General features: G+C 63.9%; 10 protein-coding genes. 5 read left to right on the forward strand and 5 right to left on the reverse strand.

Features of this window, described 5'->3' with window-relative positions:
- Positions 1 to 14: 14 nt before the first annotated feature.
- Positions 15 to 1,709, reverse strand: coding sequence for an adenine deaminase (ade, locus tag ACP159_RS02860; protein ID WP_425098110.1), 1,695 nt, complete (start codon positions 1,707 to 1,709; stop codon positions 15 to 17).
- A 251-nt stretch (positions 1,710 to 1,960) separates the two neighbouring features.
- Here ade and choX point away from each other — a divergent pair, with 251 nt between their 5' ends.
- Together choX and ACP159_RS02870 are read left to right on the forward strand one after the other, a co-directional pair.
- Positions 1,961 to 2,884 (forward strand): choline ABC transporter substrate-binding protein, encoded by a 924-nt coding sequence (choX, locus tag ACP159_RS02865; protein WP_425098111.1) that lies wholly within the window; start codon positions 1,961 to 1,963, stop codon positions 2,882 to 2,884.
- Positions 2,885 to 3,087: 203 nt separating this feature from the next.
- Positions 3,088 to 5,202 (forward strand): methyl-accepting chemotaxis protein, encoded by a 2,115-nt coding sequence (locus tag ACP159_RS02870; protein ID WP_425098112.1) that lies wholly within the window; start codon positions 3,088 to 3,090, stop codon positions 5,200 to 5,202.
- A gap of 10 nt (positions 5,203 to 5,212) precedes the next feature.
- Here ACP159_RS02870 and ACP159_RS02875 read toward each other — a convergent pair whose 3' ends face one another.
- Entirely contained in the window at positions 5,213 to 5,851 is a 639-nt protein-coding gene (locus ACP159_RS02875) for a glutathione S-transferase family protein (RefSeq protein WP_425098113.1), read from the reverse strand.
- 155 nt (positions 5,852 to 6,006) lie between these two features.
- Here ACP159_RS02875 and choW point away from each other — a divergent pair, with 155 nt between their 5' ends.
- The gene (gene choW / locus ACP159_RS02880; protein WP_425098114.1) at positions 6,007 to 6,843 is read left to right on the forward strand and encodes a choline ABC transporter permease subunit; all 837 of its coding nucleotides are present in this window, start codon (positions 6,007 to 6,009) and stop codon (positions 6,841 to 6,843) included.
- The gene (gene choV, locus ACP159_RS02885) at positions 6,840 to 7,850 is read left to right on the forward strand and encodes a choline ABC transporter ATP-binding protein (RefSeq protein ID WP_425098115.1); all 1,011 of its coding nucleotides are present in this window, start codon (positions 6,840 to 6,842) and stop codon (positions 7,848 to 7,850) included. Before choW ends, choV begins: the two co-directional genes overlap by 4 nt.
- Here the strand turns inward: choV and ACP159_RS02890 are convergent.
- The 3 genes from ACP159_RS02890 to ACP159_RS02900 all read right to left on the reverse strand — a co-directional run bounded on the left by ACP159_RS02890 (position 7,847) and on the right by ACP159_RS02900 (position 11,200).
- Positions 7,847 to 8,500: a YggS family pyridoxal phosphate-dependent enzyme gene (locus ACP159_RS02890; RefSeq protein WP_425098116.1), complete on the reverse strand. Its 654-nt coding sequence runs from the start codon at positions 8,498 to 8,500 to the stop codon at positions 7,847 to 7,849. The genes choV and ACP159_RS02890 overlap by 4 nt on opposite strands.
- Positions 8,491 to 9,948, reverse strand: coding sequence for a tetratricopeptide repeat-containing sulfotransferase family protein (locus ACP159_RS02895; protein WP_425098117.1), 1,458 nt, complete (start codon positions 9,946 to 9,948; stop codon positions 8,491 to 8,493). The genes ACP159_RS02890 and ACP159_RS02895 overlap by 10 nt, the downstream gene beginning before the upstream one ends.
- Before the next feature lie 115 nt (positions 9,949 to 10,063).
- Positions 10,064 to 11,200, reverse strand: a complete 1,137-nt coding sequence (locus ACP159_RS02900; RefSeq protein WP_425098118.1) for a porin — start codon at positions 11,198 to 11,200, stop codon at positions 10,064 to 10,066.
- A 393-nt stretch (positions 11,201 to 11,593) separates the two neighbouring features.
- On the opposite strand from ACP159_RS02900, the gene ACP159_RS02905 reads away from it, so the two are divergent.
- Positions 11,594 to 12,097: a DUF3576 domain-containing protein gene (locus tag ACP159_RS02905; protein WP_425098119.1), complete on the forward strand. Its 504-nt coding sequence runs from the start codon at positions 11,594 to 11,596 to the stop codon at positions 12,095 to 12,097.
- The last annotated feature ends 61 nt before the right edge of the window (positions 12,098 to 12,158 follow it).

Here is a 12,158-nt window from a genome sequence, read left to right on the forward strand (position 1 = left end):
TGCCCCGCACTCTCTCAGGCGATGATCTCGAACTTCATCACGTCGACCATGCCCCGGTCGGTGATCTTCAGCGAGGGAATGACCGGAAGGGCAAGGAAGGCCAGCTGCAGAAACGGCTCTTCCAGCGTCACGCCCAGCGATTTCGCCGCCGCCCGCAGCTGTTCGAGCCTGTCGCGCACCACCTCGAACGGTTCCAGCGACATCAGCCCCGCCACCGGCAGCGCCAGTTCCGCCAGCACCTTGCCGCCCGATGCGACGACAAATCCGCCCTCGATCTCGCCCAGCCGGTTCGCGGCCAGCGCCATGTCGTCGTAATCCACGCCGACGCAGGCGATGTTGTGGTGGTCGTGGCAGACCGTGGAGGCGATCGCCCCGGATTTCAGCCCGAACCCCTTGACGAACCCGCTGGCGATGTTGCCGTTCTTGCCGTGCCGTTCCACAACGGCGATCCGCACCAGATCCCGGGCCAAATCCGGGCGTTTGTCGCCGTCGGTGATCGGGATGTCCTCGTGCAGGTGATCGGTCAGGATCTGCCCCTCGCGGATGCCGATCACGTCGGTTTCGGTCCTGTTGCCACCAGAGCGGAAGCTGGCGCCGGTCACTGTCGGCGCCTTGACCGAACCGCGTCCGACCGGCGGGATTACGGTGCGTGCCGCGAAGGCATCATCTGTGACCTGCACCCCCCCGGCCCAGACCATCGCGGCGTGGCAGCCTTCCAGGCTGTCCACCGCGACGATATCCGCCCGCTTGCCGGGGGCGATCATGCCGCGATCCTTGAGGCCGAAGGCTTCGGCGGCGGAGAGCGTCGCGGCGCGATAGGCGGCGAGGGGCGTCGTGCCGAGCCGGATCATCTCGCGGATCATGTAGTCGAGGTGGCCGTGCTCACCGATGTCGAGCGGGTTGCGGTCATCGGTGCACAGGCACATGTAGGGCGCGGTGCGTTCGGTCAGCAGGGGGCGCAGGGCGTGCATGTCCTTCGACACGGAGCCCTCGCGGATCAGCACGCGCATCCCCTTGCGCAGCTTCTCTAGCGCTTCTTCCGGGGAAGTTGCCTCATGTTCGGTCCGGATGCCTGCCGCGACGTAGGCATTGAGGTCCCGGCCGGAGAGCAGGGGGCAATGGCCGTCCACATGGCCGCCCTCGAAGAGGCGCAGCTTGTCCATGGCCTGCGGATCGCGGTGGATCACGCCGGGGTAATTCATGAATTCCGCCATGCCGAGGCCGCTTGGATCGCCCATCAGTTCGGCAATATCCGCTGCAAGCAACTCCGCCCCGGCGGTCTCCATATGGGTCGAGGGGACGCAGCTCGACAGCTGGACCTTGATGGACAGCAACGTGTGCCGTGCGGCCTGCTGGAAATACCGGACGCCCGGCGCGCCGATGACGTTGGCAATCTCATGCGGGTCGCAGATGGCGGTGGTCACGCCCCGCGGGGTCACGCAGCGGTCGAACTCGTAAGGGGTAACGAGGGAGGACTCGATATGCAGATGGGTGTCGATGAAGCCGGGAACGAGGATCAGCCCGCTGACATCGACCACTTCGCGCCCCTCGTAGCTGTCCAGGGTCCCGACGACGGTATCGCCGCAGAGCGCGACGTCACCCTCCAGCAGCTCCCCGGTGACGAGGTCCAGCATGCGCCCGCCGCGCAGCACGACGTCCGCGATTTCGTCCCCGCGCCCCTGCGCGATGCGGTTTTCCAGCTGTGCCATGCTCTTGCCCCTTGTTGCCCTGAGCATATCCTGACACAGCCCGAAACCGGGCGCGAGGGGTGGCACGGCAAAACCGGGCACGGGTGCGCGCGCTTTGCCGATGCCCCCATGGTCCGCCCCCAAAACATGCGCTACCGTTCCAGGCACGCCGGATTCGCCTTGCGACCTGCCGCTTTTGGATTGCGACTGTTGCAAAACCTCCGGAAAGATGGTCATTGACTCATCAGTCAATAAAAACAGGGAGCCTTACCATGATCCGCACTTCCACTTCGGCGCTCGCGCTGTGCCTCGCCGCCTCCTCGGCGTTCGCCGAGTGCTCGTCTGTCACCTTCTCCGATGTCGGCTGGACCGACATCACCGCGACCACCGCCGCGACGACCTTCGTGCTGGACGCGCTGGGCTACGAAACAGACATCAAGGTGCTGTCGGTGCCGGTGACTTATACGTCCATGGCGAACGGTGACATCGACGTGTTTCTCGGCAACTGGATGCCGACCATGGAAGCCGATATTGCGCCATATCGCGAGGCGGGCACCGTGGACACCGTCCGCGCGAACCTCGAAGGGGCAAAATACACGCTGGCGACCAACGCCGCGGGCGCCGCTCTCGGCATCACCGACTTCTCCAAGATCGCCGAGCATGCGGATGCGCTGGACGAGACCATTTACGGCATCGAGCCCGGCAATGACGGCAACCGGCTGATCATCGACATGATCGACGCGGATGCCTTTGGTCTCAAGGGGTTCGAGGTCAAGGAAAGCTCCGAGCAAGGGATGCTGGCGCAGGTCGGCCGCGCTGACGGCAAGGGTGAGCCGGTGGTCTTCCTCGCCTGGGAGCCGCATCCGATGAATGCGAACTATGACCTGACCTACCTGACCGGCGGTGACGATTACTTCGGTCCGAACCTCGGCGGTGCGACGGTCTACACCAACACCCGCGCCGGATATGTCGCGGAATGTGCCAACGTGGGTGCGCTGCTGAACAACCTCGAATTCAGCCTCGCCATGGAAAACGAGATCATGGGCGCGATCCTCGACGATGGCGCGGACCCGCAGGACGCGGCGAAGGCCTGGCTGAAGGAGAACGCCGGTGTGCTGGATGGCTGGCTGGCCGGTGTGACGACGCTCGACGGCGGAGATGCCAAGGCGGCGGTGATGAGCGCACTGGAGGGCTGATCCTCCGGGCGGACTGACTGACGGGACGGGGCAGGGCCGGTGGCTCTGCCCCTTTCCTGTTCGGGGCCCGTGCCGGGCTCGTGGAGCAGTCCGGGATTATCTGCGAATTTTTCAATAAACATCGTAAAAACAACGCATTAAAGACCACTTCACCAATGTCGGTTACTCCAGCCCCAAATCTCTTTGGTTGGTGGAGAAAAGTGATGAGTCTCAGAGCGGTCATGTTGGTGGCGCTGATTCCCCTTGTATGCCTGGTGGCCTATCTAGGGATCAGCGATCTTCGCGGTTATCTCGCCCAAGCCCGGGTGCAGAACGAAATCGTGGGTATTTCGAGGAATATCGAACGGGTCGGTGACCTCGTGCACGAGTTGCAGAAGGAGCGCGGCTATTCCGCGGGGTTCACGTCCTCCAAGGGCGCGACCTTCGCCTCCGATCTGGTCGGGCAGAGGTCACAGACGGATGGCATGATCGCTGCATTGCAGCCGGTCCTGCCGGAGCTGCAGTCAATGGCTCCGGAGGCGGCGGGAGTCGCGGTGACGCGGCTCGACAGCCTTTCGGAGCAGCGGGCGAAAATCGACGCGCTGGCCAGCACGGTTCCTGAACTGGCCGACTATTATACAGGCATCATCAATGCGCTCATTGCGATTTCGACGCACGTTCGGTCGGAGCAGGCGATCGACGGCATCAGCCCGTTGATGGAGGCGCAGCAATACGTCGCACTGGCCAAGGAGTCCGCGGGACTGGAGCGCGCCATGGGGGCGACCGGCCTCGGCGCGGAGAGCTTCCCGGTGCCGGTGCATCAGAAATATGTGCGCCTTGCCGCTGAGCAGATGGCGTTCCTGGCGCGGACGGAGGCGACGCTCGAGCGACCGGGTTTCGTCCGCGCGTTGCTGGAGACGGAGGCAGCACAGCGCGCGCAGGCCATGCGCGACACCATCCTGTCGCTGCCCTATGGCGGTACTCCGGGGGACCTGACCGCGCCGAAATGGTTTGCGGCATCGACCGCCTGGATCGATTCGCTGCGGGACATCGAGGTCGCTTTGGGTGGAGAAATCCGGATGCTCTCGGGGGCTGTCGGCGATGCTGCCGAAGCGCTGATGTGGCGGGAGGCGGCGATCGTCCTGATCGGCAGTATCGTCGGCTTTGCGCTGGCCGCGCTCTTCGTCGATCGGATCACGCGCAAGCTGCGTACCCTCATTGCCATCATGAACGAATTCATCGACGGAAATTTCGATGCCTGGGTGCCGTTTATTCAACAGAAGGGCGAGCTTGGCACCATGGCGCAGGCCATCTATCGGTTCAAGCAGCTCAGTAAGGAAGCGATCCGCAAGAAGGAGACGGATGAGGCGCAGTTGAACGCGAAGCATCAGCAGGTGGTCGATCTGGTCACGGAAGGGCTGAACGCGCTGTCGCAGGCGGATCTCAGCCTGAACTTCGAAGAACCCCTGGCGCCGGAATACGACGTGATCCGTGCGGACTTCAACGTCACGGTCGCAAACCTGCGCAAGGTGATGGAGGAAATATCCAGCACCGTGAACGACCTGGAGACCCGGGCCGAAACCATGATGCACAGCGCGTCGGACCTGGCGCAGCGCACCACGCAGCAGGTTGCCCAGATCGAGGCCACCGTGGAGGCGACCACGCGGCTCAGCAACGGCGCACAGGATACCAAGCGGGCCATCGGCAGCGCCAAGGCGATGGCGGACGAGGCGAAAGCGAAGGCGCAGAAATCCGGTGACACGGTCGCGGAGGCGGTCGCGGCCATGGACCGCATCTCGCGCTCTTCGGACAGAATCGGCCAGATCACCACGATGATCGAGGATCTTTCGTTTCAGACCAACCTGCTGGCCCTGAATGCCGGGGTCGAGGCCGCGCGAGCCGGTGCATCCGGCAAGGGGTTCGCCGTTGTGGCAACGGAAGTCCGGGCCCTCGCTTCGCGGTCCTCGGATGCCGCGATGGAGATCAAGACCCTGATCGGCGAAAGCGCAACCCAGATCGACAGTGGTGTCCAGCTGGTCGACCAGACTGGCGCGGAGTTGCAAACCATCATCGAGCAGATCCTGAAGATCGACGAATCGCTCTCGGTGGTAACCGGGGCCGCGACAGGTCAGGCCAACGACCTCGGCGCCTTGCAGGACACGATGCAGGAATTGCGCGACCTTACTGCGCGCAATCTGGCGCTGGCTGACCAGAGCCAGAACAACTCTGACGCCCTCGGGAGCGCGGCGCAGACATTGTCCGGCGTTGTGTCGAGCTTCACCTTCGCCAGCGGGGAAGCAGGCGGCAAGTCCGGGAGCCGTCCGACAAGGGCGGCGTGATCCGGCCTCGTCAGTCCGGTGAACCTGCCTGCGCTGCCGCGTCGTCGAGCGCTCTTGCCCGCACGGCGGCAGGGCGACTGAAGATGCGTTCGGCATACTCGGCGAAGATTGGCCGCTTCGGCAGGGTTCCGAACTGCTGTCCCCAGGCGATCTGGGACCCAAGGTAGACGTCGAGCGCGGAGAAGGTCTGTCCGAGAAGGTGGTCGCGGCCATCCGACAGCAGACCTTCAAGCGCCCCGACAACGCGATCGAAGCTGCCCCAGCCGGCGCGGCCCTGTGCCTGGGGATCGTCCGGCACCTCGAAGCCGAAACTTTTCGTCACGACTGCCGATTCGAGCGGTCCGGCAGCGAAGAACATCCAGCGGTAATACGTTCCGCGCGCAGCGCTGCCCGGCGCGGGGGCGAGGCCGGCGTCCGGGAACATATCCGCCAGGTAACAGCAGATGGCGGGGCATTCGGTGATGACGGTGTCTCCATGCACCAGCGTCGGCACTTTTCCCATCGGGTTCAGCGCAAGGTAGTCCGGTGTCTTCATCGTCGGTCCATAATCGAGCAGCACCGTGTCATACGATGCGCCGACCTCTTCGAGCATCCAGCGGATGATTCTCCCGCGTGACATCGGATTGGTATAAAATGTAAGGTCGGTCATGACGGCATCCTCCGGGATCTGTCGGGAAATCGTGCCACGCCATCGGTTGCGCAGTCCATTGCTTTATCGCCCGAACGTTCCGGGTTCACAAACAGGCGTGGTTGAGCTTAGATTGACTGATTGGTCAATCAAACGCGAACAGCCGGAGGGACCCCGTGAACTGGCTCACCGAACACAAGATTCCGGTTGGAGATGCTGCCGAGGCGCTTTTTGACGGGCTTCAGAAGCATGGAGCCGTGATCTTCGACGGCATGGCCGTCGTGATGGAAGCGCTGATCGAGGGTATCCTGTGGTGCCTGCAGACGCCGCCCGCGTTGCTGGTCATCCTGGTTTTCGTCGGCGCGACAGCGCTGCTGCACCGCGACTGGAAAGTGCCCTTGATGGTGCTGCTCGGGTTCTTCTTCATCCTCAATCAGGGCTATTGGGAGGAGACGACGGAAAGCCTGACGCTCGTCCTGTCGGCCTGCGTCGTCTGCATGGGTGTCGGTGTGCCCATCGGCATTGCTGCCGCCCATCGCCCGAAACTCTACGCCTGGATGCGCCCGGTGCTCGACCTGATGCAGACCCTGCCGACCTTCGTCTATCTCATCCCGGCGATCGTGTTCTTCGGCATCGGCATGGTGCCGGGTCTCATCGCAACGGTCATCTTCGTCGTCCCGGCGCCGATCCGGCTGACCCACCTCGGCATTTCCTCGACACCCCAGGCGCTGATCGAGGCGGCGGACGCCTTTGGCGCGACGCCCTCGCAGAAGCTGTGGAAGGTCGAATTGCCTTCCGCCCTGCCGCAGATCATGGCCGGGCTGAACCAGACCATCATGCTGTCCCTGTCGATGGTCGTCATCGCGGCGCTCGTCGGGGCGGACGGCCTCGGTGTGCCGGTGGTGCGGGCGTTGAACCGGGTAGACACCGGGCTCGGGTTCGAAGCGGGCCTGATCATCGTGGTTGTCGCGATCATGCTCGACCGGGCGCTGCGCTGGGGGAACGGCAAATGACGGCGGTTCGGTTCGACAACGTCTCGATCCTGTTTGGAGACAAACCGCAAGATGCCCTGCCGTTGGCGGACAAGGGGCAGAGCCGGGCGGAGATCCAGCAGGCGACCGGGCAGGTGCTCGGGGTGCACGACTGTTCGCTGGACGTGCAGGAGGGCGAGATTCTCGTATTGATGGGGCTATCGGGCTCCGGCAAATCGACGCTCCTGCGGGCGGTGAACGGGCTGAACCCCGTGGTGCGCGGCAAGGTGGAGGTGCACGACGGCCGCGGCATGGTGGATGTCACCCACTGCGACGCAAGGACCCTGCGCCGGATGCGGCAGTCCCGGATTGCCATGGTGTTCCAGCAGTTCGGCCTGCTGCCTTGGCGGACGGTGCGGGAAAACGTACAGTTTCCGCTGGAACTGGGCAAGGGAACCACGCCAGACGGCAAGGATATGGCCCGGGCGTCGGACGCGGCCATCGAGATGGTCGGCCTCAGCGGCTGGGAAAACCGCAAGGTGGGCGAGCTGTCCGGCGGGATGCAGCAACGTGTCGGTCTTGCGCGGGCCTTTGTGACCGAGGCCCCGATCCTGCTCATGGACGAGCCGTTCTCGGCGCTGGACCCGCTGATCCGGACGAAATTGCAGGACGAGTTGCTGGATCTTCAGCACAAGCTGAAACGCACGATCATCTTCGTCAGCCATGACCTCGATGAAGCGTTCAAGCTCGGCAACCGGATCGCGATCATGGAAGGCGGGCGGATCGTGCAGCTTGGCACGCCGCGCGACATCTTCTCTAACCCGGCGTCGGACTATGTGGCGGAGTTCGTGGCGAACATGAACCCGCTGGGCGTGCTGACGGCGCGGGACGTGATGGTGCCGGGGGCCGGTGGGCGCGGGATCGGGCCGGAGACGGCGATCCGGGACCTGCTTCCCATGCTGTCGGATGGCCCCCTGAGCGTCACCGAAGGCGAGGCGGTGCTGGGGCAGGTGACGGCAGAGAGTGTACTGGCCCGGCTGGCGCTCTAACCGTAGACACGATCGCCGAAAATGGCGGAACCAACGCGGACATGGGTGGCGCCGAAGGCGATGGCCTGTTCGAAATCGCTGCTCATGCCCATGGAGAGACCGGCGAGACCGTTGCGGTCTGCGATCTTGCGCAGAAGAGCAAAGTGCAGGGCGGGGGTTTCCTCGACCGGCGGAATGCACATCAGGCCCTTGACCGGCAGATCGAGCGCCCGGCACTCCGCGATGAAGCCATCCGCCTCGGCAGGGCTGACGCCTGCTTTCTGCTCTTCCTCGCCGGTGTTGACCTGGATGAAAAGGTCGGGGCAAGAGCCGGTTTCCTGTGCGATCCGGGCGATGGCCTTGGCGAGCTTGGGCCGGTCGACCGTGTGGATGGCGTCGAACAACTCCATCGCCTGACGCGTCTTGTTGCTCTGCAACGGGCCGATGAGGTGGACCTGAACGCCGTCGAACCGGGCCTTGAAATCCGGCCACTTGCCTGCCGCCTCCTGAACCTTGTTCTCGCCGAACAGCCGGTGGCCTTCGCGCAGAACGTCTTCGACCCGCTCGTTCGGCTGCACCTTGCTTACGGCGATCAACTGCACGTCGGCGCGGGCGCGGCCGGCTGCGTCGCAGGCGTGTTGAATACGGGCTTCGATGTCACTCAGTCCCAAGGCTCGTCTCCCCATGCCGCCAGAAACGGCTCAAGTTCGGTCTCGTATTTGCGCCAGGCCTCGCGGCGCCCGGCGTGGATCGGTTGGCGCACCTGGGCCAGGCTCAAGGTCTGCACCGCGCCGCCCGACTTGTGGAAATCGAGGCATTGCGGCTCCCAATCAAGCCCCGCCGCTGCGATCAGCGCCCGGGCTTGCGGTTCCGGGTCACTGACGAGGGCATCGTAGCGCACCTCGTGCAGCACGCCGGGCAGGCGGTCTTTCCAATGGGCCACGACGCGGCGGAAGCGTTTGATCTCTTGGGCAATCTCGGCGAGATCACTGCCGTAGCGATGCGTGCCGATGGCGAAGAAATTCTTGTAGATCGACAGGGCGATGTCGCGCGGATCGCGGTGGACGACGATGATGCGGGCGCCGGGCATGGCGCGGTGGATCAGGCCGAAGATCAGGTAACTTTGTATCGCCTTGTCGGTGATGACGCCGCCGGTTGCGCCGGAATCGCGCATGGCGAGGCGCTGGTAATGCGCGGCGTAGGCGGCGAGGGCCTCCGGGGACTGTGCCGCCAAAGGCTGCATCTTGTCCGCGACGCCGAAGCGGGCGTAGGCCTGTTTCAGCGCATGGACCATCTCGCCGCCGGCCCGCGCACCGCTGTGTGCCGCGATGATCTGCTCGACCAGCGTGGTGCCGGAACGCGGCATGCCGCAGACGAAGACGGGGCGGGGGTCCAACGGCGCGCCGATAGGCGTCAGATCGCCGGCCTGCGCTTTCAGTACCGCGTCGATCTCGCGGTCCTTGGCCGCCGTGTCGACCGGCGCGAGCTTCAGTTGCGCGGCATTGGCGCGGCGCAGGAAGGGGAAGACCTTGTCCGTCTCGCCGATCTCCTCCATCGCCTTGGCAAGAGCAAAGCCGAGGTGGATGCGGCCGTGATCGTTCAGGCGCGGATCGTTCCAGAGACGGTACATCTGGCGGATCAGCGGATCGCCCTTCTTCAGCTTCGCTCCGCCAAGATAGATGCGGTAAAGCTCGGGTTGTTCGGGATGTTGCTTGATGAGCTTGCGCAGGATCTTGCCCGCCTCATCGAACGCGCCGAGCCCCTGCAGGAAACGCGCCTTGTCCGCCTTTGGGCCAATGGCTTTCGGATCGAGGGCGATGAGGTGGTCGTAGGCGCCTCGCGCCCGCGTGGTATCGCCTATGCGCATGAAGCGTTCGGCGGCGGCTTGCCAGAGCCGTGCCGCCTGCGGTGCGAGGGAGAGCGCGGCCTCGGTGTGTTCGAGGAAAGCCACGGCGTCGCCGTCTTCCCAAGCGATGGTTGATAGGAAGGCATGAGCGGGCGCGTGATCGCGCTGAACGGCGATGATCTGCTGGAAAACCGCACGGGCCTCGGCGGGTTTGCCCGCGGCCTGCAGGGCCTTTCCCTTTTCGAAGAGGGCTGCGATCTGCTGCGGTGTCATGCCGGATGGCTCCCCTGTCGTGCCGGACCAGGCGGTCCGCCCTGACACCCCTTTTGCACAAAAGAAAAGAGCGGGCGCAAGGCCCGCTCTTCCCTATGCCGTGAGGCTGGTGTCCTTAGAAGGACATTGCCAGACCCAGGGAGAAGCTGTCTGCGTCTGCAGAAGCGCCGCCCACTTTGACTTCGGAGTAGCCGTAGCCGAACTGGACTTCGAGACCGCCGCCCAGATCGTAGTCAACTGCCAGGCCGTAGCCTTTGGACTCTGCGCCGCCCTGGAAGTCGTACTTGCCGTAGTTGAAGCCGATGGTCAGGGCGTTCATGGTGTAGCCCAGGCCGATTGCCGAGTGGGTCCAGTCAGCAACGATGTCGGACTGGAAGTCGGAGTAGTTTACGCGTGCCTGGATACCGTTGTTGAAGGTGGTGTCCAGCGAGATACCCCAGATGCTTTCGTCGAAGCCCGAACCGTAATCAACGGTCTGGTAGCCGAGGCCAACGCCGAGGTCGAGGCCGGCCAGCTCAGCAGTGTAACGGAAGCCGATACCCCAAACCGGGTCGAAGGTGCCGGAGTCGTCGATTTCAGCCGACAGGTAAGCGGTGAAGCTGTTGAAGGTGTAGGCGAACTGAGCGATCTGGCCGTCGTAGGTGCCGTCCAGGCCGGAGTTGCCGGAGAAGCCGGTGTGCCAGGTTTCGGAGTCGTCGATGGAACCACCGATGTTGACTTCCTGCATCGCTGCGTCGAACGCACCGTCAACGTCGCCCATGGAGAGCTTGGCGTTGCCGTATGCAACCCAGATGACTTCGCCGCCCTGCAGGGTGTTCACGAAGGCGTTGGAGTTACCGGTTGCTGCGCCGTATGCGGTGACGAAGCACTCTGCGTTGTCGTTGTCGCCGTCGGAGAAGGCGCCGCCTTCGGTCACGCCGCCAACCACGTTGCCGAAGTCAACGGTTTCGCCGTTGATGGTCATGGCTGCGTCGATGTCGTCGTTGTCGGAGATGAAGCAGGTACCCGAACCACCGGCGGAACCCGAACCGTCGGACTCGTCGAGGTCGATGTTGGCACCGAAGGTCAGGCCGTTGTCGGCTTCACCGGACATGGTGAAGGTGACGTCGATGTCGGTCATGAACTGGGTGGTGTCGCCATAGCGGGAGCCGCCAAGGATACCCATTTCGGCCAGACCGGTCAGAGCGATCTCTGCCGATGCTGCACCTGCGGTGGCAACCAGCGCGGTGGTCGCGAACAGAATCTTTTTCATTGTTTCCCTCATGTGTTCAAAGGCACGTACCAATCCGGGTTGCCCGGGTTTGATGGGATGTCTATGCGCCCTGAGCCCGTCTCTTTGCAAGCGCTCGGAAAATGACGGACGCAACAAGCAGATCAGTGATGCGCAATTGTCACAAGCGGTTTTGCCGACCGGGACCGCACCGGCAAAATGTGCAGAATTCCGCCAGTTACAGGGTGCTTCGGGCCATGACGGCAAACTGTCCGCTTGCGTTCCGGAAGCGCGCTTGGCAGCCCCGCGTGCGCGATTCTTCAATATGGGGCCCACGGGTGCGCCTCAACTGCGGTGGCGAGGCATTGACTGCTTGCCGCGTCGCCGTGCCCCGAGTATTCAGGGAAAAACCGGGAATTCGGCAGGAGGCTGCACATGAATAGTAAACGTCTGGCACTGGGTATTGGTCTTGCCTTGGCACTTCTGATCCAATCCGGGTGTAGCGTTTTCGGCAATCGGGGCGGACAGCCGGTTGAAACCCCGAGTGCGCAGGAGATCAACGACGAGATTCTCTACGGCGATCGCGGCCGCCCGCGCGGCACGATCTGGGACATCTTCCGGGCGCGTCCGGACCAGGGCCAACTGGGGTCCGTCAACAAGTACATCTGGAACGCGGCGCTGGAGACACTGGATTTCCTGCCGGTGCAGTCCGTCGATCCCTTTACCGGGGTGATCATCACCGGCTATGGCACGCCTCCGGGCGGCGGTCGGGCTTATCGCGCGACGATCTACGTCAACGACCCGTCGCTGGATGCACGGTCGCTGAACGTGGCACTGATGACCCGCAATGGCCCGGCGGATGCCGCGACGGTACGCGCGATCGAGGATGCCATCCTGACCCGCGCCCGTCAGCTGCGCGGGCAGGACAGCCGGCTGTAAGCGACAGCCGATGCTGCGGGACAGCCTGTAGGGCGGGGGTTTCCCCCGCCTTTTTCATGGC

Source organism: Tropicibacter sp. S64 (assembly GCF_049803835.1).
GTDB lineage: Bacteria > Pseudomonadota > Alphaproteobacteria > Rhodobacterales > Rhodobacteraceae > Pacificoceanicola.

Bases quoted from the DNA above. Each gene is read 5' to 3' on its own strand.
- ade (WP_425098110.1), bottom strand. From the start codon at position 1,709: ATGGCACAGCTGGAAAACCGCATCGCGCAGGGGCGCGGGGACGAAATC.
- choX (WP_425098111.1), top strand. From the start codon at position 1,961: ATGATCCGCACTTCCACTTCGGCGCTCGCGCTGTGCCTCGCCGCCTCC.
- ACP159_RS02870 (WP_425098112.1), top strand. From the start codon at position 3,088: ATGAGTCTCAGAGCGGTCATGTTGGTGGCGCTGATTCCCCTTGTATGC.
- ACP159_RS02875 (WP_425098113.1), bottom strand. From the start codon at position 5,851: ATGACCGACCTTACATTTTATACCAATCCGATGTCACGCGGGAGAATC.
- choV (WP_425098115.1), top strand. From the start codon at position 6,840: ATGACGGCGGTTCGGTTCGACAACGTCTCGATCCTGTTTGGAGACAAA.
- ACP159_RS02895 (WP_425098117.1), bottom strand. From the start codon at position 9,948: ATGACACCGCAGCAGATCGCAGCCCTCTTCGAAAAGGGAAAGGCCCTG.
- ACP159_RS02900 (WP_425098118.1), bottom strand. From the start codon at position 11,200: ATGAAAAAGATTCTGTTCGCGACCACCGCGCTGGTTGCCACCGCAGGT.
- ACP159_RS02905 (WP_425098119.1), top strand. From the start codon at position 11,594: ATGAATAGTAAACGTCTGGCACTGGGTATTGGTCTTGCCTTGGCACTT.